The organism is Acinetobacter sp. EKM10A (assembly GCF_011075215.1).
GTDB classification, from domain to species: domain Bacteria; phylum Pseudomonadota; class Gammaproteobacteria; order Pseudomonadales; family Moraxellaceae; genus Acinetobacter; species Acinetobacter baumannii.
Window position 1 is genome coordinate 32,528 of record NZ_JAALLK010000007.1, and the last position, 25,182, is coordinate 57,709.

A 25,182-nucleotide genomic window follows, 5' to 3' on the forward strand; every position below is an offset into this window, starting at 1 on the left:
AATTAGGGGCGTCGCCAAGTGGTAAGGCAGCGGGTTTTGATCCCGCCATCCGTTGGTTCGAATCCAGCCGCCCCTGCCATTCTCTTATTTAAAAGACAGACTTAATTGCCTTGCTTTTTGTTGATTAACCTTGACATTGCATTGCAAAAATATTAAAGTTCTGCCGCATTAGGGGCGTCGCCAAGTGGTAAGGCAGCGGGTTTTGATCCCGCCATCCGTTGGTTCGAATCCAGCCGCCCCTGCCATCTACTTCATTACATACCAACCGCCAAGGGTGCTTCATGCCCAATCTTGTCGTTTTTAGTGGAAATGCTCATCCACAGTTCGCTCAAAAAGTCGTAAGTCACTTACATATCCCTCTAGGTGCTGCATCAGTCGGTCAGTTCTCTGATGGTGAAATTTCAGTAGAAATTACTGAAAATGTTCGTGGTAAAGACGTATTTATCGTTCAGCCTACTTGTGCTCCAACCAATGACAACCTTATGGAAATCTTGGTTATGGCAGATGCTTTGCGTCGTGCAAGTGCTGGTCGTATTACTGCTGTTATCCCTTATTTTGGTTATGCTCGCCAAGACCGTCGTCCACGTTCTGCACGTGTGCCGATCACAGCGAAAGTTGTTGCAGACATGCTTACCACTGTTGGTATTGACCGTGTCGTAATGATTGACTTACATGCTGACCAAATCCAGGGCTTCTTCGATATTCCAGTCGACAACATCTACGGTACTCCTGCTTTGCTTGCTGACTTACGTCAACAACAACATGACAACCTTATGGTGGTTTCTCCTGACGTTGGCGGTGTTGTACGTGCTCGTGCCGTTGCTAAACAGATGGGTGATATCGATTTAGCAATCATCGACAAACGTCGTCAAAAAGCCAACGAGTCGCAAGTTATGCACTTGATTGGTGACGTAAAAGATCGTGATTGCGTTATCGTAGACGACATGGTTGATACAGCTGGTACATTGTGTAAAGCAGCTGATGCGCTTAAACAATTCGGTGCACGTCGTGTTGTTGCTTACGCAACTCACCCTGTACTTTCAGGTAAAGCAATTGAGAACTTACGTAACTCTGTTATTGATGAGTTAGTTGTAACTGACACAATTCCTCTTTCTGAAGAAGCATTAAACTTAGGTAAAATTCGCCAAGTTTCTGTTGCTAGCATGGTTGCTGAAACGATTCGTCGTATTAATAACGAAGAGTCTATCAGCGCGATGTTCGATAGTTTATAATATTGCAGCTTTTTTCTTAACCCTAGCTTTGGCTGGGGTTTTCTATCACTAAACTGGTCGCAAGTTTAGTTTATTTAATCTTTAATGAGGATTTATCTCATGGCAAACTTCGTATTAAACGCTCAAGCGCGTGCTGAAGACAAACAAGGGAAAGGTGCGAGCCGCCGCCTTCGTCGCGAATCTTTAGTTCCAGCTATCATCTACGGTGGTAACGCTGAGCCTGTAGCAGTTACTTTAGAACTTCGTGAGCTTGTAAAAGCTTTAGAAAGCAACGCTTTCTTTGAAGAAGTTGTTGAAATCAAAGTAGGTGACAAAGTTGAAAACGTTAAAATCCAAGCGTTACAACGTCACCCAGCTAAAAACACTCCTATGCACGCTGACTTCAAACGCGCATAAGTGTTTAAAGGCGTAGATTAGTGTCAAATATTTCGCTAATTGTTGGTTTGGGCAATCCTGGTTCAGAATATGCCCAAACCCGCCATAATGCAGGTTTCTGGTTCGTCGAACAGCTTGCAGATAAATATGGCATTACATTAAAAAATGATCCAAAATTTCACGGAATCAGTGGTCGTGGTAATATAGAAGGGCACGATGTTCGCTTACTTCTACCTATGACTTATATGAATCGTTCCGGACAAAGTGTTGTTCCTTTCTCAAAGTTCTATCAAATTGCTCCTGAAGCAATTCTGATTGCTCATGATGAACTTGATATGAACCCTGGTGTAATTCGCCTCAAAACAGGCGGTGGACACGGCGGTCATAACGGTTTACGTGATATTGTCCCGCATATTGGCCCAAATTTTCATCGTTTACGTATTGGTATTGGACATCCTGGCTCAAAAGAAAGAGTTTCTGGACATGTGCTCGGGAAAGCACCAAGTAGTGAACAAAGCCTGATGGATGGAGCAATTGATCATGCTCTCTCTAAAGTAAAGTTACTTGTTCAAGGGCAAGTACCACAGGCCATGAATCAAATTAATGCGTATAAACCAGCTTAAATTGTTGAACAATCAAGCTTGCTATCTTGCTTTTTTAGGAGCAAAATGCGCATCAGCCACCTAGCCGGCGGCAAAGGCGAAAGATTTCACCATAAGATCTTCATCTTAGATCTACTCAGGAGACGCTAGCCATGCTATCTCGTTTATTAAAATGCAAAATTCACCGTGCAGTTGTAACCCATGCTGAACTTCACTATGAAGGTTCTTGTGCAATTGATGGCGTATTGATGGACTTAGCTGGTATTCGTGAATACGAAGAAATCCACGTTTGGAACGTAACTAATGGCAAGCGCTTCACAACTTACGCAATTCGTGGTGAAGATAACTCTGGCATTATTTCAGTAAATGGTGGCGCTGCTCACCAAGCAGATGTGGGCGATTTAGTTATTATTGCTACTTTTGGTGATTTCACAGAAGCTGAAGCAAATGCCCATAAACCACGCTTGGTATATGCAAACCCAGATAATACAGTCAATCACACAGCGAACTGTATTCCGGTGCAAGTTGCCTAATTAAAGATTTAAAAAGAATAAAAAGCCCGTAATACGGGCTTTTTTTATAAGACTTTATAAACTTCTGGCAGTTCCCTTCCACCAGCTCTGTTGCTGTTTACAATTTAGAGGCTGTAGCTCTTCTCCACGTAAATCCAATAAAATCGCCTCTCCTTTTGTATTTACCTTAAATTCAGCATATTTCGCTTTCTCATAGCAATAAGCTAAGCCTTCGGCAAATAAGAAACTGCGAGAAGCTGGGTACAAAGATTGATAGTGATTTTCCGGATTTTTTAAAATTAAATTCTGCTCATTAGATAAAGAGTTAGGGTCTAAAATAGTACGGATCACTCGATTTCGTGAATCTAAAATAACTTTTGCTGGAACAGAAGCATGATTAAAAATCACCTGATCTAAAGCTTCACTTTCACTTCCTGTCAGAGCTTTGAGAGATTGTAAATTTAATTCATAAGCCAGCGCCATGTAGTCCCCTTGTAAAATAGAACGAGGATCAACTGGTTTCAGCTTAATAAAAATACTTTTACTTTGATGCAAGTGCCATTCATTTTTCATGACTAAACCTGCAAAAAATAATACAGTGACTACTGCAAGCATAAGAGAGAAATGCTTTTTCATTACTTTCCTCCCTCAATAAAATTAATTTTAGCTTCTTTCATAAGTAGCCCATATAGAGCCAGCAATATAATGCCTGACACCAAGATTGAGGCACTTTTAGCTAAAAAACTTAATTGTAAACTGTAATAAAGTTGCCAAAGCACAAAGGCAAATACTACGAGCGTAACACCATAAACAATGCGATCTTTATTTTTTAAAGCCCATGTCAAAATAACAAATAAGATGAATACTTCAAAATAGCCGAGTGCAATAAGTAATATGCCAAAAACTAAAAAGGCAAAAAAAGTTATACCGTGAAGTTGCCGATAGAGATAGAAAAAACTAAAGCATAATAACCATACGCACGGCAATGCATAAAGGAACCATAGTGACTGATCAGCCGAATCAACAAGTGCTAATCCTATAAAGGTATCAAAGAATGAACTCACCCAAATTACAACGAGCGTACATAAGAAGATACTCCGCTTATACGATACGACCGCTTTACTTCCTATCAGTAGTACCGAACTAAAAACCAAATAGTTAAGTAAGACTAAATTTAAATAAGTCTGAGTAGAGTTTAAGGACCATAATGAATGATCCATTTGTAGTAGATAGATTACTGCTATACCATAAGTTGCAAGCATTTGAATTAAAATAAAGAACCAGTGAGGCTTAAGAAAATAACTAATACATAAAATAAAGATCTGGGCAATCAATACCCATAAAACTTGATCTGTTTCAGAACCAAGATGGAATAAAAAAGCAGTCTGTCCACTCACAAATAAACAATATGCAAACTGCCGGATGAAATAACTTTGCGATTTTGTTAGTAAAGTTATAGCTACAGCAACAAAGATGATTCCAATAATTAAGGAAATAGTCTCCCAAAACACCAAAGTAAATGCTGCAAGCGCTAGACCAGCAAGCCAAGCACCAATTGCCAAAGGAATGATATAAAAACGGCTTTGACGGAAAATCTTGATTAAGAAATAACTAATGAGTGCAAACCAAGTAAAAATAATCCCCGCGATCAATAAAAAGATGAACTCATTAGAATCTTTAAATAGTTGATTAATACCATCCACAAGCCATATGGTAGCCGTCACACCAAGAACAGCAGCCATTAAACTGGCACACAACTGATCATCTTTATTAAAAAAATAATAAAAAGCGATGATTCCTAGAAAAAAAGCCGAGATCAGATAAGGTAAATTTTCACTTGATAGGAATTGAATCATTCCTGTTATTGAAATAACAGCAAACCAAGCAATAAAAATAAAACGTAAAGCCGTATATTTCTTTTGACAGATCCAAAACTGCACAAGACTTAATAGATTTAGAGCAAAAAGATAAAGATAGGGAAATTTTTCTGCCCAGAAAGTCTGTTTAAAAAATAAAAATAGGGTGAGTTGGCTTGTAATACAAATTAAAGCAAAGATTCCAATATTTGGTCGATATAGCCACGGCAATAAAAGCAAAGTCCAAATCAAGAAAAGTAAATAACTGTCTGCACCAGTTTGATAAACTTGCCCAATTACAGCCAAACTCAAACCGACCATTAAGCCGCAGATGCCATGTAAAGTTTGCCTTACTCCCTCACTTAAAGTCTTTTTGATACTCACCCAAGCTGTCATAAGTAATATAACAGGTGGAATAATGAGTTGAATGCTATCTGGAAGCATCAACCAATTAGCAGCAATTAAGTACAGAATACTGAGCGCCATAAATACATAACTGAAAATATGGAGATGCTGAATAAATAAAGTATTCCTAAAAGGATAATAATCTCTTATCTGCATGAAACACCTGTTTTATTTATAATTTTCTAGAAAAAACATAACATTCACTTTTAAGCTCAACAAGTAAGCTCTTGTTAAAAAGCCTATTTCAATTTATGAAAATACTTATTCATAAAGAGACTTAGCATTCTACAAAAGCATCTAGCCAATTTTGCCAAGCGCGCTATAATAAAACCCATCGCTTCAGGGCGGGGTGTAATTCCCCACCGGTGGTAAAGTTAATTTTTATTGTTAGATTAACAAGCCCACGAGCTTAAATTATGTAATTTGAGCAGATTTGGTGAAACTCCAAAGCCGACGGTATAGTCCGGATGAAAGAAGACGACGAACTGGAATAAATCCGTTTTATTTCAGTACCAGCCTGTTTTTGCATCAGTCCTGAAATGTTCAACCGTATTCTTACGAGAGCGTTTCATTATGTCTAGTTTAATTCAACCAGAACTTTTTTTCTCAGCCCTCTCTCCTGCTGAGCAACGCATCCAACAAGCATTAGAAGATATCCGTCAAGGCAAACCTGTCTTGGTGATGGATGACTTCGACCGTGAAAATGAAGCAGATTTAATTGTTGCAGCGGAAACCCTAACTGTTGAGACCATGGCACGTATGATTCGTGATGGCTCAGGTATTGTATGTTTATGCCTTACTGAAGAGTTAGCTGATCATCTTGAACTTCCACCAATGGTTTCTCAAAACTCAAGTCAGTTTCATACTGCATTTACAGTGACTATTGAAGCTGCTCAAGGCGTTACCACTGGCGTTTCTGCTAAAGACCGTGTAACAACGATTAAAACTGCTATTAAAGATGGTGCTGTTGCAAGTGATCTTAACCGTCCAGGCCATGTTTTCCCATTACGCGCACGTAATGGTGGCGTGCTTACCCGTCGAGGTCATACGGAGGGGACTATTGATCTAGCAAGATTAGCTGGTTTAAAACCTGCTGGAGTATTATGTGAATTAACCAATCCGGATGGGACAATGGCATCAGGAATTCAAGTTTTAGCATATGCTCAAACTCATCATTTAACCGTGATTACAATTGAAGAGCTTGTACAATATCGTCAACAACACGGTATTTAAAAATAAATAAAAAGGTTTGACTTGTTCACTTGCAGGTCAAACCTCTAAATTATAATTCTTGAAATTTAAGAAACTTTCTTTTGTGCGGCCTGTTCTTCAACATAATCTAAAAGTTCAGAAAATTTTGTAATCTTTGCTTTAGGTTGTGCTTGAGTAAGTTCTTCTGGTGTCCCATAACCATAAGTCACCGCTACCGCTTCAATACCATTATGACGGGCACCTAAAACATCATATTGACGATCACCCACCATCAAGCATTCTTCTGGGTTTAATTGCTCACGTTCAAGAATATAATGGATAAGCTCAGCTTTATTGGTCCGCTCACCCGTTAATTCACTACCATAAATTTGTACAAAATATTGGCTTAAATCAAAATGATCTAAAATTCGTTTTGCATAAATCGTTGGTTTAGCAGTAGCAACGAACAAACGATACCCTTCTGCTTTTAAGGCCTTAAGTGTTTCCGCAACAGATGGATATACTTCATTTTCAAATAAACCAATCACCGAGAAACGCTCACGGTAAGCAAGTAAAGCTTGCTCAGCTAGTGCATCATCTTGAGTAGCTAATAATTTTGCTAATGACGCTTTTAAAGGTGGGCCAATCGTCCAATCAATATTTAAATCGGCAGCTAATGGATAACCTAACTTATCCATTGCATAACGAATTGATGTATGGATACCAACTTTAGGGTCTGTTAAGGTTCCATCTAAATCAATCAAAATATGTTTTATAGCCATTCAATCACTAACCCAGTAAAGTATTTAATTCAATTGGTCGAGAGTTTAATTAAACTCTCTTATACTAACGTAAATTTAAATTGAAAAGGAAATAACCGTGCGTCCAACCGTACTTTGTTTCTCGGGTTTAGACCCTTCAGGTGGTGCAGGTTTACAAGCCGATATTGAAGCGATTGGACAAAGTGGTGCACATGCAGCAATTGCATGTACAGCCCTCACCATTCAGAATTCTCAACAAGTATTTGGCTTTGAAGCAACCTCAAAAGAACTATTATTAGCCCAAGCAAATGCTGTTGTAGGCGATTTACCCATTAAATGTGTTAAGTCTGGCATGCTAGGCACTACCGATAATATTGCGGCTCTAGCCGAATTTTTACGTGCTCATCCTGACTATCAATATGTACTTGATCCTGTCTTAGTTGCAAACAGTGGCGGTTCTTTAGGAGACCAAGCAACTTTAGTTAAAGCATTTGTTGAACTGATTCCCCTAGCGACACTTATTACTCCAAATACAGTTGAATTACGCGCTTTAACAGGCGTTACCGACTTAGATCAAGCAACCCAAAAGTTATTTGAAATGGGTGCCAAGGCCGTATTGGTGAAAGGTGGACATGAAGACACACCTGACTTTATTAAAAATAGTTTATATATTGATGGTGAGCTTGCAGCAAGTAGTACATGTCCGCGCCTTGAAGGTGAATATCATGGCTCAGGTTGTTCATTAGCGAGTTTTATTGCAGGTCGCTTAGCTTTAGGTGACTCTTTAAAAATTGCAGTTCAACATGCAGAAACATGGTTATTTGGTGTGTTAAAAAATGCTGAAACACCTGTACCCAATGGACAAAAGATTCCAAAACGGTTTTAACCAATAAATAAAAAAGGCGCTTTAAGCGCCTTTTTTTATATTCCTATTATTGAGGAATACGTAAAACTTGTCCTGGAAAAATCTCATCTGGATCTTTCAGCATTGGTTTATTCGCTTCAAAGATTTTTTGATATTGATTGGCATCACCATAAAATTCTTTTGCAATTTTTGAAAGATTATCACCAGATTTCACTGTATAAAATTTGCTTTCTGGCTCAGGAGTTGCAACAGTCATCTGGTCATCTACTTGTGCCACATGATCTACATTACCCACAATAAGAATGATTTTTTCTTTATCTGCTTGGCTTTGGACTTGCCCTTTAATAATAGCAGTGTCAGTTGAGCCATTATATGTTACAGATAAGCCTTCCACCCCAAGGCCTAAGCTTTTAATCAATCCCAATAATTTATTCGCAATTTCTTGTGCAGAAGGTTCTGCTGGTGCTGCTGGAGCTGCTTGTGGTTCTGCTGGTGCGGTATTTTTCTTACCAATACCTTTTACAAAATCAAAAAGACCCATTATTTAGTCCTCATATTATTGTTTATAGTAAAGTCATTAAACTGACCCTTATTGTTATACTTGAAAAAAGAGACACCTCTGCTATCAATTGAGGTTGATCTTGTAAAAATATGTATCTCATCAATTATCTTACTCGTATAAAAAAAGCCACCTTACGGTGGCCTTCTTTTTTAATCAGCAATATGCGAATTAACCAAGTTTTTTAGTTACATAGTCAATTGCAGATTGAACTGTAGTGATTTCGTTTGAATCTTCATCAGGGATAGTGATGTCGAAGTCATTTTCGAAAGACATAACAAGTTCAACTAAATCTAAAGAGTCAGCACCCAAGTCATCCATGAAAGATGCTTCGTTTTTAATCTCTTCAGCTTTAAGACCAAGTTGTTCTGCAACCGCTTGTTTAACGCGTTGTTCGATATCGCTCACAGGAATTCTCCTCATTGCTTGTGGCGTTTGATTTGCCACTAGTTTAATTGAATATAAAAATTTTTAAAAGTTTATACATCGGCGTTAGGCCATGTATAAACCACCATTTACATGTAATACCGTACCGGTAATGTAACCTGCTTTATCACTTGCAAGGAAACTCACCGCATTTGCGATATCTTGTGGCTCGCCTAAGCGATTTAAAGCCACTTGATCACTCATTTTTTTGCGAATGTCTTCACTAAGTGCATCTGTCATTTCTGTTGCAATAAAACCTGGTGCCACACTATTTACAGTGATTTGGCGGCTACCCATCTCTTTTGCAAGACTACGGCTAAATGCTTCAATACCTGCTTTAGCAGCAGAATAGTTCGCTTGGCCTGGGTTTGCAAAGTGAGCTACAACAGAACTGATATTAATAATGCGACCAAAACGTGCTTTCGTCATACCCTTAAGTACACGTTTAGATAAACGATAAACGGCTTTAAGGTGGATATTGAGGATGTCATCCCAATCATCTTCCGACATACGAAGCAACAAATTGTCTTTCGTAATACCTGCATTGTTAACGAGAACAAGTACAGGACCATAGTTCTGTTCAATATGAGACACGACTGCTTCAATCTCATCGAGATTACGCACATCGAGAGCCAAACCTGCACCTTGTTCACCAAAGCTATCAGTTAGCTTTTGTGCACCAGATTCAGAAGTCGCAGTACCTACGACAAAATAACCGTCTTGAATAAGTTGCTGGGCAATTGCAGCGCCAATGCCCCGACTCGCGCCCGTTACTAATGCAACTTTGCGTTCTTGTGTCATGCAATTTTTCCTTCTGCCACTAAAACAGCATTTAGGGCATCTTCCATTTTGCTCTTACTATCAATAGAAAAAGCTTTTTCAATATTTGGTAAACGCTTTGCGAGATTACTCAATACTGTACCTGGACCACACTCAACAATGTACTGAATACCTTGGTCTTGTAGAGACTGCATGGTACGTGTCCATTGTACAGACTGGTACAATTGTGCTGTTAAAGCCTGACGTAATTGAGCAACATCGGTAGCAATTTCCGCGTTGACATTTTGTATTACAGGAATGGTAGGTAGCTCAATGGCAGTTTGTTCCAAAGCTTCTGCAAATTTTTCTGCTGCCGGCTTCATCAATGAACAATGTGATGGAACAGAAACCGGTAAAGCAATTGCTTTAGCAGATTGTTCTTTTGCCAATGCCATAACTTGCTGTACAGATGCAGTACTACCAGCAATCACAACTTGACCTTGTGAATTATAGTTTGCTGCTTCAACTGAACCTTGGCCTGATGCAGACACACTCTGGCACAATTCAACTACTTTATCATCAGCTAAACCAAGAATAGCAGCCATAGCGCCTTCCCCTTGAGGAACAGCATTTTGCATGAGTTTTCCACGCAAATTAACTAACTTAACTGCATCCGCCAAACTCATTGAACCTGCTGCAACTAAAGCGCTGTATTCACCTAAAGAGTGACCTGCAAGGTATTTAGGGGCTAAACCACCTAAATCTAACCATAAACGCCATAAAGCAATACTGGCAGTTAATAATACAGGCTGGGTATTTTCTGTTTGGTCTAAACCTTCACCACTTTGTGCAATGTGCCAAAGATCAAATCCTAGCGCGTCTGAAGCTTCGGCAAAAGTTTGCCCAACTCCACTAAACTGTTCTGCGAGTTCAGCGAGCATACCAACTTTTTGTGAACCTTGACCTGGAAACACAAATGCAGTTTTTGTGGCTAAAGCTACTTGTTCAAGACGTTTAGCAGACATAAGAAATCCTTTTTGGGTTTTCACTCATTTCTCTGGAGCGGAAATTTAACATTTAATTTGTATATTTATAATTGCGAAAAACAACAAAAAAAGGGAGCTTTCGCTCCCATTTTTTCTATACTTAAGCATCACGCTTAATGCATATCATGCAATTATTCAGCATCAGCTGCTTTAGCGAATAATTGGCGACCACGGTAGAAACCGTCTTTAGTCACGTGGTGACGACGATGAGTTTCACCAGTTGCTTGGTCTACTGTTAATGCATTCTCGGTTAAAGCGTCATGTGAACGGCGCATGTCACGGCGAGAGCGACTTTTACGGTTTTGCTGAACGGCCATGATGGCTCCTTACAAAGATCGAAAAAATGGATCAGAACAAATTCAGTTGTCTTATCCCATAATCATAACACAAATTATGAGTTAAGTTTACCCTTCAAACCTGCCAAAACATCAAACGGATTATCCCGTTTCTCTTCGACAACGTTCTGAATGGTAGGTTGATGTTTATGTTCACAAGCATCATGCTTGGGAGATAAAGGCATCAACAATAACAGTTCATCTTCTAGTAATGCGAGTAAGTTGATCGAGGCAGGTGTATCAAAATCACCTTTTGTCGAAGACTCACTTTCACCTAAAACGATGAAATCAGCATCCTCATCCAAGCGCTCTATCAGTGACTCATCATCTACAAGTGCAATATGAAAGTCAGAAACAATTGGCATTTCAACAGGTTCCAAACAACGTTGGCACTCCATTGGAACTTTCGTTTCCATGTGACCATCTAACCACACAATGCGATGATAGGCATCCATTGATAGCTTACAGTCTATGTTGATCAATTGGTTATCAATTGACCCAACAGCTTCACGAGCAATACGAGCAAAGCGAGACAATGGCAGTTGACCTGACCATGTAAAGCCTTGTTCAGCCCATTTAAACGGCTCAATCTGTGCCGGAAAGGTATTTGCTGACATAATTAAGGCGGCAATTCTACAAATTCATCGGTACTCTGTCAAAGATTAAGATACAATTTTGTACTTCTTTAGACAGAACTCGGGGTAAATTAAGCAATGCACCTGTTGCAGCCGCAACCTGAAGTTAACACTTCATTACTCGTTTGCACCCATTCAACCCACCAGAACCCTCTTTTACCTGACGTGGTGCAACTCTCACCATGGCCAAGCTCAAAATTAGAGTCTGAGCAAGTTGATTGGCTTATTTTACACTTTAATCACTGGTTTTCCCACCATAATGTGACATTAGTTCGTGGAGAATTTGAACCAGAATATTTCCCAGCGAATGAGCATGAGCCAGCGAAAATTCAATTTGCTCATGGTTTTTTCAATAGTGCTCTTCACGAAATTAGCCATTGGACGATTGCAGGTGCAAAACGTCGTCTATTACCCGATTTAGGTTATTGGTATGCGCCAGATGGCAGAACTAAAGAACAGCAAGATTTATTTGAACAAGTAGAAATCAAACCTCAAGCCATTGAATGGTTATTTGCACAGTCTTTTGGCAGAAAATTCAGAGTCTCGCTAGATAACCTTACGGGCGAAGGTGGAGATGGCAGAAAGTTTAAAGATAATGTTTATGCCCAAGTTCAACGTTACTTTTCTGGTGAAGCAAAGCTGCCTGCCGATGCAGCAAGATTCATTGAATGTATTTGCCAATGTACGCGAGCAGGTGCAGCATTACAATTAAATGAATTTAAACGTGAACTTCTTGATTAAATGACAAAAAAACTACGTAAGTTACTTGCTTCACAAGTTTGAAAGGTCTAATACTATTTTTAATAATGGCGTGATGGAGTCTCTAAAATATGCTGCATTTACATGTACATCCTGAAAATCCACAGCAACGCCTCATTGAGCAAGCGGTTGAGCGTATTCGTGCTGGAGACGTTGTGGTCTACCCGACCGATGCTGCCTATGCAATCGGATGCCAGATTGGTAATAAAAATGCGATGGAACGGATTGCCCAGATTCGTGGTTTAGGTCCTAAGCATCAATATGCAATTATGTGTTGCGATTTATCAGATATCGCGACTTATGCCAAAGTTGATAATGCGACGTACCGTTTATTAAAGGCAAATACACCAGCCATCACTACTTTCATTTTACCGGCAACTAGTGAAGTTCCACGTAGGTTAATGCACCCTAAAAAGAAAACGATTGGTCTACGTATTCCAAGCAATCCAATTTGTCAGGCTTTATTAAAAGAGCTGGGTGAACCTTTACTCACCAGTACATTAATTTTACCGGGGCAAGAAGATCCACTAGATGATCCTTACGATATTGAAAATCAATTAGCTAAGCGTATTGATGTCTTTATTGATGGCGGTTTTGGTACTTTAACAACCACGAGTATTGTCGATTTATCAGGTGAGCATCCTGAAATTATTCGTCGTGGTGTCGGTGATGTAAGTGCTTTTGAATAAGCACTTACTTTTCATTTTTTACCAATAGTTTAAAAAAAAGCATTATCAAGAAAAAAAATACTCTTTATTTAGTTTGGATTTTTTTTACACTTTAGTCGTTAAGCAATTTATTAAAAGTCACAATTCCTTTAGAATGCTTCTCACTATCTGCTGTTCTTCTGCTACAGCTCTTATTGACTTGAAAAACAAGTCTCATGCTTTTGAAAATTCGCGTGGCTTATAATCGTAATGAACCAATCACTTCATCAATCCATGGAAGACGTTCCACACATCCGTGTTTTAGATGAGTGGCACGATACGATTCCTGAGGATCTTTATATTCCTCCAGCTGCCTTTGAGATTTTGCTCGAACAGTTTGAAGGACCACTCGACTTTTTAATTTATCTGATTCAAAAAAACGGTTTTGATCTCATCCAGCTTGATATTGCTCCTATTGCAACTCAATATTTGGCTTATATGGATAGTATGAAATCCTTAAACATTGAGCTGACTGCCGACTATATGGTCATGGCTGCTTTATTGGCTGATTTGAAATCTCGCTTACTTTTACCTAAGCCTACTGTAGTAAGCATCGAAAAAGATCCTAAACAGGATCTTATTGATCGACTCGAAACTTATTTACGCATTAAACAAGCCGCTGAACGTTTAGGCCAAATGCCAGTTCTTGACCGTGATACATTCAGTGCCAATGTAAGCTTAGGTCATATTGCACCTGTTTATGAAGGTTATGATGTTTCAGCATTACACGATGCTTTGTTCTGTGTATTTAACCGTCCGGAACCTGTAACACACACAATTGCGCAAGAGCCTGTACTGTTAGAAGAACGTATTGCTTATATTGAAGAGAAATTAGAGTCAGGCGACGTGTTAAGTTTTAAAGAATTACTTAATCCCCAACAAGGCCGTATGGGAATGGTTGTAACTTTTATGGCTGTTTTAGAATTGACCCGACAACAAAAGATTAAGATTATTGCTACAGGAGTTGAAGCTCCACTAGCTATTCAAGGGTCTTCAATATGAGCAGTTTTGAACAAAATAATAATGATTTGTCATTAGCTGATATTCATCATGAAGTTTTATTACAGCTTGAAGCCATTATTTTTGCGAGTGAAGCGCCTGTCTCAATTGCCCGTTTAAAAGAAGCATTTAATAATCAATATAACAAACAACAGCTTCGTCAGCTTTTACAACAGCTTGCCCTTTTACAACATGGCCGTTCCATTGAGTTGATTGAAACTGCGCAGGGCTTTCGTTTTCAGGTAAGATCCAAATATCGCAATATCATTGCGCAGATTTGGCCAGAGCGACCAACAAAACTGTCGCCATCATTACTAGAAACGTTGGCTGTCATTGCGTATCATCAACCGGTCACACGTGCTGATATTGAACAAATTCGTGGTGTATCTAATAATAGTCAGATTCTCAGAACGCTATTTGACTGGAACTGGATTAAAGAAGCCGGTTTTAGAGATTTACCCGGAAGACCTGCGTTGCTAATTACAACGCCTCAATTTCTGAATGCTTTTGGTCTAGCCTCTCTAGGCCAATTGCCTCCCCTGCAGAACGCCAAGGAAGCATTTATGGCTCTCGATGCAAATGCACCGAAGTCATAAATAGGTGGACTGTTGATCATTATGTCTAAGGTTGTGCTGTCATGAGTGAAAAATTGCAAAAAGTATTAGCGCGAATCGGATTAGGTTCTCGCCGATATATGGAAGAGGTTATTGCCGCAGGACGCGTGAGTGTGAACGGCCGCGTTGCCCAAGTTGGCGAGCGCATTGAACCAGGCGATGAATTACGCATTGATGGCCGTAAAGTTCAGTTCCAGATCGAAGATGAAATTCGTCGTCGTGTACTGATTTATTATAAACCAGAGGGTGAAATCTGTTCACGTAATGACCCTGAAAAGCGTCCAACCGTATTTGATCATTTGCCACAAATTGCAAATGACCGTTGGGTAATGGTAGGCCGTCTAGATATTAACAGTACAGGTTTATTACTTTTTACAAACGATGGCGAGCTTGCTAACCGCTTAATGCACCCATCTAATGAAATTGAACGTGAATACGCTGTACGTGTAATGGGTGAAGTAACACCACAATTACGTCAAAACATGGTCAATGGTGTAGAGCTTGAAGATGGACCTGCCAAATTCGAATCTTTCTCTGAAATTGGTGGTGAAGGTATTAACCGCTGGTATCAAGTTGTAGTGAAAGAAGGCCGTAACCGTGAAGTACGCCGTATTTTTGAATCACAAGGCCTTAAAGTAAGCCGCTTATTGCGTACTCGCTACGGTACTGTCATTTTACCACGCGAATTACGTACTGGTCGCTGGATGGAACTCGACAAAACTGACATCGATAACTTGGCAAAATCTGTTGAGTTAAAACCACGTCAAGGTACAGGCTTATTTGGCATGGCAAAACGTCGCACCGAACGTATGACAGAAAAGCCAATGGCAGCACGCCGTGGTGGTTACTTACGTCAGCAACGTCGTGATGATGAAAAAGAAGCGCCAGCTAACACAGGTAATCAGCGCAAATCGACTGGTTTTAATCGTGGATTTAAAAAGTTCTAAGTAAAGCTTTTAAATCAAAAAACCGCTCAATTTAGAGCGGTTTTTTATGGCCTACTTTTTTAATTCATTCATTTTTGCTAGTTCAATCCACTCAGCTTCAGGGAAATGAATGGCTAAATGGTCTTTCAAATAATTTGAAGTATCTTGAGAGATTAATGGATCTTTTGATTCATCTTTTAGGTTGTAAACCAAAGCTTTTAATTTCAGACCACGTGACTTAAGTGCCTCGAGACTAAGCAATGTATGGTTAATACTCCCCAAACGACCAGACGTCACCAAAATAACAGGAAACTGATGCTGAGCAACGTAATCAATAGTAAGTAAACTGGTGGTTAAAGGTACCATTAAGCCACCTGCACCTTCTAACAATACAATTTCAAAACGCTCAGCCAATGTTTTAGTCGCATTTTCAATTTTTTGAAAATCGATCTCTCGGTTATCAAGACGCGTTGCTAAATGAGGTGAAGCAGGATAACTAAAGATTTCCGGCATAGTCAGCTTGTCATGATCTTCCTGAAACCAACCTTGCCCCATAATTTCACGATGCTTCTGGATATCCTCTGAGATATCAGCATTACCTGTTTGAATAAGTTTTTGGGTAATTACTTTTTTACCCTGCTCAGTCCATAATTTTGCTAAGAAACCTGTCGCGTAGGTTTTACCAATTTCGGTATCAATCCCACTCACAAAATAGATCTGGCCACTCATTTACTTCATTCTCCGGGCAATACAATAAATCGGGTGATATGTTAGGGAGTACCCCTCGGCGTGCTTAAACCGGTCATAATCTTGATAAAACTGCTGTAAAGATTGCTTAGTCCAACGATGCTGAGCAGTTGCCGTTACACCTGTTGCTTTTAAATGCTGCAACACGGCTTTAGGCGAATCGAAATAAAGCTGAGTTTCTGACTGTGCCAAATGCAAAATCTCAAAACCAGCCTGAGTTAAGGCACTATTCCAATTTTCAAGATTCCAATAATTTAAACCTTGTCCGGTTAGCTCTTTAATTTCAATGAGGTTTTTAGGACCAAATGTTGAAAAGCATAGCCAGCCTTGCTCATTTAAAGCAGCATAGCAATGTTGAAGTAGCCGTGGTAAATCTTGCATCCATTGCAAAGCTGAACCGGAAACAATCATATCAAGCTGCTGAGGGAATTCTAAGGTTTCAACGTCTCCAATTAACCATTTCACATGTTCTTCATGATTAAAGTGCTGTTGCACCTCTGCATATAAATCATTTAAAACTAAATTTTCAATTTGAAAAGATTCAACAAGCAGACGAGTTAAATTGCCAGAACCACAACCAATTTCAAAGACACGTGACATTGCGCTTGGACAAAATTGCTTTAGTAAGTTCGTTAAGTTTTGGCAAATTTGTTTTTGGACAATTGCATGCTTTGAATAGCTTTGCCCTGCTTTAGCAAAACGTTGGGCAACCAAATTTTTATTCAAACTCACAGGAAACTCACCAATGCTTCAAGTTCATGTTGCTCAACCATTGATGTTAAGGAAATGCGCAAACGCGAACTATTTTTAGGTACTGTTGGTGGACGTACAGGCATGGCATAAAAACCGCTTTCCTGAACCTGTTTCGCCTTATCGATAGCAGCCTGACTTTCTCCCACAATCACTGGAATAATATGGCTGGTCGATGGACTCACATACCCCTTTTGCACCACTGCTTGTTGAAGATATTGGCTAATATTTTTTAAATGTTCACGTTGAGATTGAGCCATTAATACTTTTTTAAAAATAAAATTTGCCCATGCCATAACAATCGGAGGTTGAGCGGTACTAAAAATAAGCGGACGCATTTTATTAATGAGATAATCTTTAATAATTGGATGGCAAATAATATAACCACCGACTGCTGCTAGCGCTTTACCCAAGGTACCAACTAGAAAATCAATTTCCTGAATTACATTATATTGTTCGGCACATCCTAAACCTTGCTGTCCACGTACGCCAATTGAATGAGCTTCATCGACATATAACATGGTTTTAGCAAAGCGTTTTTTAAGCTGGACTAAAGCGGTTAAATCTGTTTCATCGCCATCCATACTAAAAATACTTTCCGTGACCACAATAATTCGTTCAATCTGGTCATCATCATGATACTTTTGTAGAAGTTGCTCTAAATGCTGTAAATCATTATGTCGATACCTCACATACTGGGCACCAGACAAACGGATCCCATCAATCATACTGGCATGAACTAACTTATCTGCCAGAATTAAAGTTTTACTATCAGCAACAGCGGGCAAAATACCAATATTCATATGGTAGCCACTATTAAATAATAGAGCCGCCCGACCACCAAATGCTTGGCTTAGGCTATTTTCCAACTGTTCATATTCATCAAAATTGCCCGTTAATAAACGTGAAGATGAAGAACTAAAATAGCTGCGTTCTAATGGATAGCAATCTAAAAATTCTTGGCGAAGATCAATATCAGCTGCCAACCCAAGATAGTCATTTGAAGCTAAGTTGAGCATCGTTTTATTTTGAATCGTAATAAAACGGCCATGCTGCACATTTTGGGTAAATTGTCTGAAATTACCTTGTCGTTTTAACTCATCTAACTCTGTAGCAAAATGATCGAGCAATGACATCTTAATGTGCCCCCTGCATCGTTTTAACTACTTCAACCAATTGTTCGAGCAAGCCACTTAACTCTTGTTGAGTGATGACATAAGGCGGCATGACATAAACTAATTTTCCAAAAGGACGAATCCAGATTCCACGCTCTACAAATTGTTGCTGTAAAGTTTTCATATCGACATTAAAGGTGAGTTCTACTACACCAATCGCCCCGAGCACTCTTACATCGGCAACATAATCAAGCTGGCTTAAAGGCATTAAATATTGGCTAAGCTGTTGCTCAATTCGCTTAATATTGGCCTGCCAATCTTGCTCAATTAATAATTGCGTACTTTTTAAAGCAACGGCACAAGAGAGTGGATTGGCCATAAAAGTTGGGCCGTGCATAAATACCCCAGCCTCACCGCGACTAATGGTTTCTGCTACATACTTTGTCGTTAAGGTCGCAGACAAAGTCATATAACCGCCTGTTAACCCTTTACCTAGGCACATAATATCTGGCTCAACTTGTGCATGTTCCCAAGCGAAAAGCTTACCGGTACGACCAAAACCAGTGGCAATTTCATCAAAAATTAATAACAGATGATATTTTTCACAAAGCGCTTTAGCCTGACGCAAATATTCAGGATGATAAAAGCGCATGCCCCCTGCACCTTGGACAATCGGCTCAATAATCAGTGCAGCAAGGTTTTCATGATTTTGCTGAATAGCTTGCTCTAACTCGGCAATATCTTCTTGGTTCCACTCCTCATGAAATTTGGTTTGCGGAGCTGCTACAAAAAGACGGTTCGGTAAACTTGTACCAAAAATCTGATGCATGCCTGTCACTGGATCACAAACAGACATCGCATTCCATGTATCACCGTGATAACCAGAACGTGTAGTAATAAAATTTGTTTTTTGTGGTTCACCTTGTGCTGTCCAGAATTGCACAGCCATTTTCAAAGCAACTTCAACAGCAACCGAACCTGAATCTGCATAAAAAATTTTATCGAGACTCGGTGGTGTAATTTTTAAAAGAATTTTGCCAAGTTCAATAGCAGGATCATGAGTTAAACCGCCAAACATGATATGAGACATATTTTGTAGTTGGTCGGTCACTGCCTGATTAAGTTCAGGGTGGTTATAGCCATGAATTGCACACCACCAAGATGACATGCCATCAATTAAAGTTCTACCATCATCAAGTTCAATCGTTGCCCCATAGGCACGCTTCACTTTAAATGTGGGTAAAGGTTGGGTCATTGAAGTATATGGATGCCAAATATGTTCCAAATCAAAATTATCGGTCATCCTCTATACCCTTTTACAGCAATCAAATCTTTCATTTAGCACATGTTAAACCTGTTAAGAATGAAAGAAAATTGCGAGATCAATCAAAGCTTATGAACTTTGCTGATGAATTGTTAAAAATTGGCAGATTTCTTCAATTGTTCTTTCTACCTGTAAGTAAGGAAAAGCATGTGTAGCATCTTTTATTAGCTTATAACTCATGTTTTCTGTCGCTATATCTTTAAAATTTTCAACAATCTTGCAAGGAATGACATTATCCTGTTCAGCAAACAAGTGAAGCTGTCGACCTGAATAGGTTTTCAAGTTATCTACCAAATTTAGCTGCTCAAGCATTTGCAAACCTTCTAACAACAGTTTATTTGAGGGCGGATTTGCTATGTTTTGTACACTAAACCAATCTTGTTTTGCCTGAGATGAGCCAAGTGTAATTAAATAATAAAAACGTTTTAAAGTAGCTTGGGGATTTTGTAAAAAGGACGCTTTAAATTGACTAAATACATCAGCAGGCATAGCAGTATGCCACGAGATATTAGCCACAAAACAAGGATTAGAGGCAAGCGTAATTAACGTTTTAGTTTGGCCCGTTTGTTTATAAAAAAAGTCAACCAGGTATGTTGCTAACTGTCCACCTAAAGACCAACCTACAACCACATCAATATCAGTTAAAAAATCAAGCTGCTCGTGAAAGTCACTATCTATAACATTAAAAATATTAATAAGTTGCGTGTCATACCCAGCTTTCGTTAAACCTAATTTTAACGATTGCAAAGGTTCTATTCCTACTCCCCAACCTGTAATCAATAAAATTTTATTTTGTAACTTCATATGCACGCTCAAAGACAAATTTATGGAAATTATATATTAATATCAATTTAAAATATCTTTTAAAATCAATATAAAAATTGAATTCAAAAAATTAAAATCAACTATTTAGGGCTGTTAAATATTCTGAAATATATTGATAAATAAGGCCTAAAATATTTATATGAAATATACAAAAATTTAATTATCTAAACATTGAAGCAAATCAAAAAACAACATAATCCACACTTCACCCATAAATCCATCATGCAATGTAATTAATGTTAATACTTATGTTTTTTTATTAAAAAAAATGACTCATCAATTCATTTTAATGTTAGAAGATTAAATATTGATCAAAAATATGGGCAGGCAAATATGAACAATCAAAGTATAATATCTGATGGGAGAGAAAAATATACATATTTTGTTACACCCAATGATATTATAAATAACTTACCTACAGATAAAAATTATTGTTTATTTTTGGATATTGATGGAACATTAGCTCCATTTAAAATTCATCCTGAGCATAGTTTTATTCCAAATACTACCTTAGAAGTTATTAAAAAAATTATTGAATTAAATATACCTGTGATTGCTGTAACAGGACGTGATGTTGAAACAGCGAGTAAGCTACTTCAGTCTATTGAATTACCTATAGCGGGCTTACATGGTTTAGATATTTATTTTGATTCTGATACTTATATTCGCCCGGATTTAAGCGATATTAATTTTCGAAAATTAAAAGAAGATATTATAAATTCTTGTGAAAAATATCCCGATTTATTAATTGAGGATAAAGGACATTCTATTGCTTTACATTATCGAAAAAACCCGGAATTAGAAGATAATGCAATTTATATTATGCAACAGATTAAATATTTTTATCCTCAATTAAAATTAAATAGAGGAAAATTTGTCGTTGAATTATTACCTAAGCAGGCAGATAAAGGCAAAGCAATACAAACAGTATTAAATCATCTTAATTTACCGTTAATTCATCCCATATTTATAGGAGATGATTTAACGGATGAAACAGGTTTCACTTTTATTAATCAACAGTTTGGCACTTCAATTAAAGTAGGTTCTGGTGAAACAGAAGCTCAATATAGATTAAAAGATATTAATAGTGTTTCTAATTTTCTTTTTTTCTTCCTAGAAAAAATAAAAAAGTTATACGTCAAAAATAGTCAAGATCAGAATGGAGAACAAATATGTCTAAATTAATCGTGTTATCGAATCGAATCAGTATGCCATCGGGTAAGGCTTCAGCAGGCGGCCTTGCAGTAGCTGTACAAGACGCATTAAATGATAGTAACGGCATTTGGTTAGGCTGGAATGGTCAGCAAATTACCGATACTGAAGCGCCTGAATTCGATCAGGCATATTCTCATGGGATCGACTACATTACCTGCCCTCTTACACATCAGCAATATGCACAGTACTACTGTGGTTTTGCTAATAAAGTACTATGGCCTGCCATGCATGATCGGGATGACCTGATCGAATATAATGCAGAAGAATATAATACCTACCAAAAGGTCAATCGTTTATTTGCTGAAAAATTACAGCAGATTGCTCAGCCCGATGATCTTATTTGGGTGCATGACTATCACTTTTTCAGCGTAGCTCGTCATTGCCGTGAATTAGGTATGCAAAATAAAATCGGTTTCTTTTTGCATATTCCTTTCGCAAGCTTAAATATCTGGCGCAAGATCCCAGTTGCCCTACAGTTAGTCCAAGATCTTTGCCAATATGATGTGATTGGTTTACAAACTCAAACCGATCAGAACACCTGTATGCAAACTTGTATGGGCTTACTTGAAGCTCAAAAAATACTAAGCGATAGAATCAGTTATAAAAAACGTCAAATCTTGATTAAGTCCTATCCTATTGGGGTTCAACCAGAACTTATTCAGCGCCAAGCACAACAGGCCTTTCATACCCCATACGTATTTAACTTTGAAGATATACCACGTCAAAAAACAATTATTGGGGTTGACCGGATTGATTATTCAAAAGGTTTACTTGAACGTTTCAATGCATTTGCAACTTTCCTTGAAACTAATCCTGAATATCATGGATTGGTACGTCACCTTCAAGTTGCAACGCCTTCACGTACAGATATTCCAGCCTATCAACGCTTATACCAACGCTTTAAGGCCAAATTAGAACTGATTAATGAAGAGTTTGCTCATGAAGATTGGCGACCTATCGATTGTTGCTTCGACACAGTTCAACATGACAGTTTGATGCATATTTATCGTCGTTCTGACATTTGCTGGATTAGCTCATTACGTGATGGTATGAATTTGGTCGCAAAAGAATATATTGCAGCTCAAGATCCAGAGAACCCAGGTGTGCTGATTTTATCTAAATATGCTGGTGCTGCTGAACAAATGACTCAAGCATTGATTGTTGATCCATTAGATAGAGCAGCCATGATGGATTCTTTAAAAACCGCTCTAGAGATGTCCAAAGCTGAACGTATTAATCGTTATGAACAGTTAATAGAAGGTTTAGCAGCTACTGACCTGAGCGATTGGCGAAATAATTTCTTGAAGGATTTAGAAAATTCTCCGACATTCACAAAGTCTAAGTTGTCCTTACAAGAAAAGTATCAACCCACTTACCATGTCTTATAATAATTTAAGCTTATGGAACATCGAGGATGTTTTACTCGATGTTCCGCGGTTGGTAAGCAAGCTTAGATTACTTTGCCTTCACAAGAGTAAAGCGATTGAGTATAGCAATCATGGTTAATAAAACCGCCACTCCTGATAAGACGGTGGTTAGGCTAGTCCACTGGCCAATCAAACCAATTAAGGCTGGGCCACTTAATGAACCTGTATAAGCAATCGTTGACACTAAAGACAGTGCCGCTGCTTTAGGCATATCATTTTGGCGTCCAACACGAGAGAACATGACTGGTACAATATTAGAACAGCCTAAACCTAAAAGTGCATAACCCAATACGACAACTTGCCAAACAGGTGCCATCACAATAGTGACCATAGCAAGAGCAGCGACAATTGCACTATAAGTCACAATAGTTTTCTCACCCCACTGTTTTAACAAGATATGCCCTGCAAAACGACCACTTGTCATACTAAGCGCGAAGAAAGTATAAGCCAGCCCAGCAAAGGCAGGATTAAGCTGGTATTTACTAGTTAAATAAATACCACCCCAGTCCATTGCCGCACCTTCTGACAAAAAGGCAATAAAACACATCATCCCAATCAAAAGGATCGTACCATTCGGACGTGAAGATTTTTTAGGCGCGTCAGTTATTTCCGCTGCACCTTGTTCATCTTGCTCAAATGTTGTTAAGGCAGATGGAATGGCAACAAAGCTCACCACCAATAAAACCATGACTACAGACAATGTACTCATGAGTGGTGAAAGGCCAATTGCTAATAGTGCAGTGACAAGCATGGCACCGATTAAACCGCCAAGGCTACACATACCATGAAAACTAGACATGAGCGCACGTAAGCTGTGCTTTTCCACCACAACTGCTTGTAAATTAATAGCAACGCCAAGACTACCTGCTGCCGTACCAAAAATGAATAACGCTACAGCCATAGATACAAGACTATGCCAGATCGTTAAACTTGGTAGTAATACCATCAAGAGTATGGTCGCCACAGCAATTAATGGACGACATCCCCAACGCTTAACTAATGCCCCAGTCGCAGGCATAGCAATCATTGAGCCGATTCCCATACAAAGCAGCAATAAACCAAAATTTGCATGATTTAGGTTTAAACGTTGCTGAGCATACGGAATAAGTGGTGCCCATGCAGATATCGCAAAGCCCAAGCTAAAAAAGCTAAGACGAGTTGCTAATCGTTGTGTACTTAAGAGAGTAGCTGTATCTAAAACAGCAGGTTTGGAAAATAACATATACGCGAAGCTCACCATAAAACCATTGGCGATCCATACCAACCGATTCCCCATAGAAAAACCCTTGCCTCATTAAATTTCTAGGCAAGGGTTTTTGTTGGCGAAATTATATCCAATTCCACAAAAAAAACATGGGGTCTGATACAAATTTTCTGACTTTTTTGTAACTGCCAAAGCCTTATGTAGTAAGGCTTTGAATATATTCAATTTGGCAGAATTAACATTTAAACGGTGACTTCATTTTATTAAAATGAGCCAATAAAAAACCCAGCCTAAGCTGGGTTTTTCAAGTCATTAAATTTGAGACTGGATATAATTTTGTAGGCCAATCAGTTCAATTAAACGCAACTGTTTTTCAAGCCAATAAGTATGGTCTTCTTCAGTATCTGATAATTGTTGACGTAACATGTCACGACTGATGTAGTCGCCTTTTTCTTCACAAAGTTTAATACCTGTCGCTAATTTTTCACGCACATGATATTCAAGTGCTAAATCGGCTTTTAAGCAAGATACAACGTCTGTACCAACATTGATATCTTCACGATGCATGTTTGGTTTGGCACCTAAAAATAATACACGACGAATAATCGCATCGGCGTGAGACGCTTCTTCTTGCATCTCATGGTCAATACGTTCATAAATCTTGTTTAAGCCCCAATCTTCATACATACGAGAATGGATTAAATATTGATCACGGGCAGCCAACTCTCCGCCAATGAGCATATTTAAATAGTCTATGACTTCTGGATTGCCACGCATAATAAATCTCCTATCGTATGAGTCTATTATGGGCAAACTTAAAAATGATTGCAAAACAAAAAATAGTTAAGTTTATGATTTTTATCAAATTAAAATGAGAAACATACGCATTTGCAGTTTAAGTTATTTAAATTTCCTTTGCAAAAAGAAACGCTTGTCCGATTTATAAGCTCAGACAAGCGTTCAAATATGGCAAAAACCATCAATTTATAAATTTGTAACTAAAATCAATGG

At 38.6% G+C, this 25,182-nt stretch carries 29 protein-coding genes, 2 tRNA genes and 1 riboswitch; of the genes, 15 read left to right on the forward strand and 16 right to left on the reverse strand.

The features are described from left to right. The first annotated feature begins 4 nt into the window (after positions 1 to 4). From G9371_RS10760 to panD, 6 genes are all read left to right on the forward strand, one after another. A tRNA-Gln gene (locus tag G9371_RS10760) sits at positions 5 to 79 on the forward strand. A gap of 91 nt (positions 80 to 170) precedes the next feature. Further along, positions 171 to 245 (forward strand) — tRNA-Gln (locus G9371_RS10765). A 36-nt stretch (positions 246 to 281) separates the two neighbouring features. Continuing rightward, positions 282 to 1,232 (forward strand): ribose-phosphate pyrophosphokinase, encoded by a 951-nt coding sequence (locus tag G9371_RS10770; RefSeq protein ID WP_001133287.1) that lies wholly within the window; start codon positions 282 to 284, stop codon positions 1,230 to 1,232. 99 nt (positions 1,233 to 1,331) lie between these two features. Beyond that, complete coding sequence (gene rplY / locus G9371_RS10775) at positions 1,332 to 1,628, forward strand: 50S ribosomal protein L25 (protein WP_001273421.1); 297 nt, start codon at positions 1,332 to 1,334, stop codon at positions 1,626 to 1,628. A gap of 20 nt (positions 1,629 to 1,648) precedes the next feature. Beyond that, positions 1,649 to 2,230 (forward strand): aminoacyl-tRNA hydrolase, encoded by a 582-nt coding sequence (gene pth, locus G9371_RS10780; RefSeq protein WP_000065594.1) that lies wholly within the window; start codon positions 1,649 to 1,651, stop codon positions 2,228 to 2,230. 131 nt (positions 2,231 to 2,361) lie between these two features. After that, positions 2,362 to 2,742 carry an aspartate 1-decarboxylase gene (gene panD, locus G9371_RS10785; RefSeq protein ID WP_000952664.1) on the forward strand — a complete coding sequence of 127 codons (381 nt, stop codon included), beginning with the start codon at positions 2,362 to 2,364 and terminating at the stop codon, positions 2,740 to 2,742. Positions 2,743 to 2,796: 54 nt separating this feature from the next. On the opposite strand, the gene G9371_RS10790 is transcribed toward panD, so the two are convergent. After that, positions 2,797 to 3,357: a GDYXXLXY domain-containing protein gene (locus tag G9371_RS10790; protein ID WP_029423880.1), complete on the reverse strand. Its 561-nt coding sequence runs from the start codon at positions 3,355 to 3,357 to the stop codon at positions 2,797 to 2,799. Continuing rightward, complete coding sequence (locus G9371_RS10795; RefSeq protein WP_005111928.1) at positions 3,357 to 5,138, reverse strand: DUF2157 domain-containing protein; 1,782 nt, start codon at positions 5,136 to 5,138, stop codon at positions 3,357 to 3,359. The genes G9371_RS10790 and G9371_RS10795 overlap by 1 nt, the downstream gene beginning before the upstream one ends. A gap of 176 nt (positions 5,139 to 5,314) precedes the next feature. Next, positions 5,315 to 5,465: riboswitch (FMN riboswitch) on the forward strand. Positions 5,466 to 5,555: 90 nt separating this feature from the next. Here G9371_RS10795 and ribB point away from each other — a divergent pair. Then, positions 5,556 to 6,215, forward strand: coding sequence for a 3,4-dihydroxy-2-butanone-4-phosphate synthase (gene ribB, locus G9371_RS10800; protein WP_000096537.1), 660 nt, complete (start codon positions 5,556 to 5,558; stop codon positions 6,213 to 6,215). 65 nt (positions 6,216 to 6,280) lie between these two features. Here ribB and G9371_RS10805 read toward each other — a convergent pair whose 3' ends face one another. Next, entirely contained in the window at positions 6,281 to 6,955 is a 675-nt protein-coding gene (locus G9371_RS10805; protein ID WP_000985172.1) for an HAD-IA family hydrolase, read from the reverse strand. Positions 6,956 to 7,052: 97 nt separating this feature from the next. Here G9371_RS10805 and G9371_RS10810 point away from each other — a divergent pair, with 97 nt between their 5' ends. Continuing rightward, on the forward strand, positions 7,053 to 7,820 hold the full coding sequence (locus G9371_RS10810) for a hydroxymethylpyrimidine/phosphomethylpyrimidine kinase (RefSeq protein ID WP_001247940.1): 768 nt from the start codon (positions 7,053 to 7,055) through the stop codon (positions 7,818 to 7,820). Positions 7,821 to 7,866: 46 nt separating this feature from the next. On the opposite strand, the gene lysM is transcribed toward G9371_RS10810, so the two are convergent. From lysM to G9371_RS10840, 6 genes are all read right to left on the reverse strand, one after another. Continuing rightward, entirely contained in the window at positions 7,867 to 8,340 is a 474-nt protein-coding gene (gene lysM / locus G9371_RS10815) for a peptidoglycan-binding protein LysM (RefSeq protein ID WP_029423881.1), read from the reverse strand. Positions 8,341 to 8,529: 189 nt separating this feature from the next. Then, complete coding sequence (acpP, locus tag G9371_RS10820) at positions 8,530 to 8,766, reverse strand: acyl carrier protein (RefSeq protein ID WP_001279871.1); 237 nt, start codon at positions 8,764 to 8,766, stop codon at positions 8,530 to 8,532. Positions 8,767 to 8,850: 84 nt separating this feature from the next. Beyond that, entirely contained in the window at positions 8,851 to 9,585 is a 735-nt protein-coding gene (gene fabG, locus G9371_RS10825; protein ID WP_000191300.1) for a 3-oxoacyl-ACP reductase FabG, read from the reverse strand. Then, positions 9,582 to 10,568, reverse strand: coding sequence for an ACP S-malonyltransferase (gene fabD, locus G9371_RS10830; RefSeq protein WP_001274817.1), 987 nt, complete (start codon positions 10,566 to 10,568; stop codon positions 9,582 to 9,584). Before fabD ends, fabG begins: the two co-directional genes overlap by 4 nt. 152 nt (positions 10,569 to 10,720) lie before the next feature. Continuing rightward, positions 10,721 to 10,906: a 50S ribosomal protein L32 gene (rpmF, locus tag G9371_RS10835; protein WP_000290730.1), complete on the reverse strand. Its 186-nt coding sequence runs from the start codon at positions 10,904 to 10,906 to the stop codon at positions 10,721 to 10,723. 74 nt (positions 10,907 to 10,980) lie between these two features. Next, complete coding sequence (locus G9371_RS10840) at positions 10,981 to 11,541, reverse strand: YceD family protein (protein ID WP_001275712.1); 561 nt, start codon at positions 11,539 to 11,541, stop codon at positions 10,981 to 10,983. 96 nt (positions 11,542 to 11,637) lie between these two features. On the opposite strand from G9371_RS10840, the gene G9371_RS10845 reads away from it, so the two are divergent. From G9371_RS10845 to rluB, 5 genes are all read left to right on the forward strand, one after another. After that, on the forward strand, positions 11,638 to 12,300 hold the full coding sequence (locus G9371_RS10845) for an elongation factor P hydroxylase (RefSeq protein ID WP_029423882.1): 663 nt from the start codon (positions 11,638 to 11,640) through the stop codon (positions 12,298 to 12,300). Positions 12,301 to 12,389: 89 nt separating this feature from the next. Continuing rightward, on the forward strand, positions 12,390 to 13,007 hold the full coding sequence (locus G9371_RS10850) for an L-threonylcarbamoyladenylate synthase (protein WP_000902820.1): 618 nt from the start codon (positions 12,390 to 12,392) through the stop codon (positions 13,005 to 13,007). A 228-nt stretch (positions 13,008 to 13,235) separates the two neighbouring features. Beyond that, positions 13,236 to 14,027: a segregation and condensation protein A gene (locus G9371_RS10855; protein ID WP_001076479.1), complete on the forward strand. Its 792-nt coding sequence runs from the start codon at positions 13,236 to 13,238 to the stop codon at positions 14,025 to 14,027. Next, the gene (scpB, locus tag G9371_RS10860) at positions 14,024 to 14,620 is read left to right on the forward strand and encodes an SMC-Scp complex subunit ScpB (RefSeq protein WP_000093856.1); all 597 of its coding nucleotides are present in this window, start codon (positions 14,024 to 14,026) and stop codon (positions 14,618 to 14,620) included. The genes G9371_RS10855 and scpB overlap by 4 nt, the downstream gene beginning before the upstream one ends. 41 nt (positions 14,621 to 14,661) lie before the next feature. Then, the gene (gene rluB / locus G9371_RS10865) at positions 14,662 to 15,585 is read left to right on the forward strand and encodes a 23S rRNA pseudouridine(2605) synthase RluB (RefSeq protein ID WP_001291249.1); all 924 of its coding nucleotides are present in this window, start codon (positions 14,662 to 14,664) and stop codon (positions 15,583 to 15,585) included. Between the two features lie 51 nt (positions 15,586 to 15,636). Here rluB and bioD read toward each other — a convergent pair whose 3' ends face one another. From bioD to G9371_RS10890, 5 genes are all read right to left on the reverse strand, one after another. Then, positions 15,637 to 16,293: a dethiobiotin synthase gene (gene bioD, locus G9371_RS10870; protein WP_029423883.1), complete on the reverse strand. Its 657-nt coding sequence runs from the start codon at positions 16,291 to 16,293 to the stop codon at positions 15,637 to 15,639. After that, complete coding sequence (gene bioC, locus G9371_RS10875; RefSeq protein ID WP_000055871.1) at positions 16,294 to 17,043, reverse strand: malonyl-ACP O-methyltransferase BioC; 750 nt, start codon at positions 17,041 to 17,043, stop codon at positions 16,294 to 16,296. Further along, entirely contained in the window at positions 17,040 to 18,197 is a 1,158-nt protein-coding gene (locus G9371_RS10880; RefSeq protein WP_000054324.1) for an 8-amino-7-oxononanoate synthase, read from the reverse strand. Before G9371_RS10880 ends, bioC begins: the two co-directional genes overlap by 4 nt. A 1-nt stretch (position 18,198) precedes the next feature. Next, positions 18,199 to 19,479 (reverse strand): adenosylmethionine--8-amino-7-oxononanoate transaminase, encoded by a 1,281-nt coding sequence (bioA, locus tag G9371_RS10885; RefSeq protein WP_029423884.1) that lies wholly within the window; start codon positions 19,477 to 19,479, stop codon positions 18,199 to 18,201. A 90-nt stretch (positions 19,480 to 19,569) separates the two neighbouring features. Beyond that, a complete protein-coding gene (locus G9371_RS10890) occupies positions 19,570 to 20,304 on the reverse strand; it encodes a hypothetical protein (RefSeq protein ID WP_000776139.1) in 735 nt (244 codons plus the stop codon). Between the two features lie 354 nt (positions 20,305 to 20,658). Between G9371_RS10890 and otsB the strand changes: the two genes are divergently transcribed. Beyond that, positions 20,659 to 21,510, forward strand: coding sequence for a trehalose-phosphatase (gene otsB, locus G9371_RS10895; RefSeq protein WP_029423885.1), 852 nt, complete (start codon positions 20,659 to 20,661; stop codon positions 21,508 to 21,510). Continuing rightward, complete coding sequence (locus tag G9371_RS10900) at positions 21,498 to 22,928, forward strand: alpha,alpha-trehalose-phosphate synthase (UDP-forming) (RefSeq protein ID WP_000040106.1); 1,431 nt, start codon at positions 21,498 to 21,500, stop codon at positions 22,926 to 22,928. The genes otsB and G9371_RS10900 overlap by 13 nt, the downstream gene beginning before the upstream one ends. Before the next feature lie 67 nt (positions 22,929 to 22,995). Here the strand turns inward: G9371_RS10900 and G9371_RS10905 are convergent, their stop codons facing one another. Further along, a complete protein-coding gene (locus G9371_RS10905) occupies positions 22,996 to 24,189 on the reverse strand; it encodes an MFS transporter (protein ID WP_001992131.1) in 1,194 nt (397 codons plus the stop codon). A 294-nt stretch (positions 24,190 to 24,483) separates the two neighbouring features. Next, on the reverse strand, positions 24,484 to 24,948 hold the full coding sequence (ftn, locus tag G9371_RS10910) for a heteropolymeric bacterioferritin subunit Ftn (RefSeq protein WP_001214863.1): 465 nt from the start codon (positions 24,946 to 24,948) through the stop codon (positions 24,484 to 24,486). Positions 24,949 to 25,182 lie beyond the last annotated feature (234 nt).

What these genes read in the sequence shown, in the direction of transcription:
- G9371_RS10770 (WP_001133287.1), top strand. Translation starts at nt 282, where the DNA reads ATGCCCAATCTTGTCGTTTTTAGTGGAAATGCTCATCCACAGTTCGCT.
- rplY (WP_001273421.1), top strand. Translation starts at nt 1,332, where the DNA reads ATGGCAAACTTCGTATTAAACGCTCAAGCGCGTGCTGAAGACAAACAA.
- panD (WP_000952664.1), top strand. Translation starts at nt 2,362, where the DNA reads ATGCTATCTCGTTTATTAAAATGCAAAATTCACCGTGCAGTTGTAACC.
- G9371_RS10790 (WP_029423880.1), bottom strand. Translation starts at nt 3,357, where the DNA reads ATGAAAAAGCATTTCTCTCTTATGCTTGCAGTAGTCACTGTATTATTT.
- G9371_RS10795 (WP_005111928.1), bottom strand. Translation starts at nt 5,138, where the DNA reads ATGCAGATAAGAGATTATTATCCTTTTAGGAATACTTTATTTATTCAG.
- ribB (WP_000096537.1), top strand. Translation starts at nt 5,556, where the DNA reads ATGTCTAGTTTAATTCAACCAGAACTTTTTTTCTCAGCCCTCTCTCCT.
- G9371_RS10805 (WP_000985172.1), bottom strand. Translation starts at nt 6,955, where the DNA reads ATGGCTATAAAACATATTTTGATTGATTTAGATGGAACCTTAACAGAC.
- lysM (WP_029423881.1), bottom strand. Translation starts at nt 8,340, where the DNA reads ATGGGTCTTTTTGATTTTGTAAAAGGTATTGGTAAGAAAAATACCGCA.
- fabG (WP_000191300.1), bottom strand. Translation starts at nt 9,585, where the DNA reads ATGACACAAGAACGCAAAGTTGCATTAGTAACGGGCGCGAGTCGGGGC.
- fabD (WP_001274817.1), bottom strand. Translation starts at nt 10,568, where the DNA reads ATGTCTGCTAAACGTCTTGAACAAGTAGCTTTAGCCACAAAAACTGCA.
- rpmF (WP_000290730.1), bottom strand. Translation starts at nt 10,906, where the DNA reads ATGGCCGTTCAGCAAAACCGTAAAAGTCGCTCTCGCCGTGACATGCGC.
- G9371_RS10840 (WP_001275712.1), bottom strand. Translation starts at nt 11,541, where the DNA reads ATGTCAGCAAATACCTTTCCGGCACAGATTGAGCCGTTTAAATGGGCT.
- G9371_RS10845 (WP_029423882.1), top strand. Translation starts at nt 11,638, where the DNA reads ATGCACCTGTTGCAGCCGCAACCTGAAGTTAACACTTCATTACTCGTT.
- G9371_RS10850 (WP_000902820.1), top strand. Translation starts at nt 12,390, where the DNA reads ATGCTGCATTTACATGTACATCCTGAAAATCCACAGCAACGCCTCATT.
- G9371_RS10855 (WP_001076479.1), top strand. Translation starts at nt 13,236, where the DNA reads ATGAACCAATCACTTCATCAATCCATGGAAGACGTTCCACACATCCGT.
- scpB (WP_000093856.1), top strand. Translation starts at nt 14,024, where the DNA reads ATGAGCAGTTTTGAACAAAATAATAATGATTTGTCATTAGCTGATATT.
- rluB (WP_001291249.1), top strand. Translation starts at nt 14,662, where the DNA reads ATGAGTGAAAAATTGCAAAAAGTATTAGCGCGAATCGGATTAGGTTCT.
- bioD (WP_029423883.1), bottom strand. Translation starts at nt 16,293, where the DNA reads ATGAGTGGCCAGATCTATTTTGTGAGTGGGATTGATACCGAAATTGGT.
- G9371_RS10880 (WP_000054324.1), bottom strand. Translation starts at nt 18,197, where the DNA reads ATGTCATTGCTCGATCATTTTGCTACAGAGTTAGATGAGTTAAAACGA.
- bioA (WP_029423884.1), bottom strand. Translation starts at nt 19,479, where the DNA reads ATGACCGATAATTTTGATTTGGAACATATTTGGCATCCATATACTTCA.
- G9371_RS10890 (WP_000776139.1), bottom strand. Translation starts at nt 20,304, where the DNA reads ATGAAGTTACAAAATAAAATTTTATTGATTACAGGTTGGGGAGTAGGA.
- otsB (WP_029423885.1), top strand. Translation starts at nt 20,659, where the DNA reads ATGAACAATCAAAGTATAATATCTGATGGGAGAGAAAAATATACATAT.
- G9371_RS10900 (WP_000040106.1), top strand. Translation starts at nt 21,498, where the DNA reads ATGTCTAAATTAATCGTGTTATCGAATCGAATCAGTATGCCATCGGGT.
- G9371_RS10905 (WP_001992131.1), bottom strand. Translation starts at nt 24,189, where the DNA reads ATGTTATTTTCCAAACCTGCTGTTTTAGATACAGCTACTCTCTTAAGT.
- ftn (WP_001214863.1), bottom strand. Translation starts at nt 24,948, where the DNA reads ATGCGTGGCAATCCAGAAGTCATAGACTATTTAAATATGCTCATTGGC.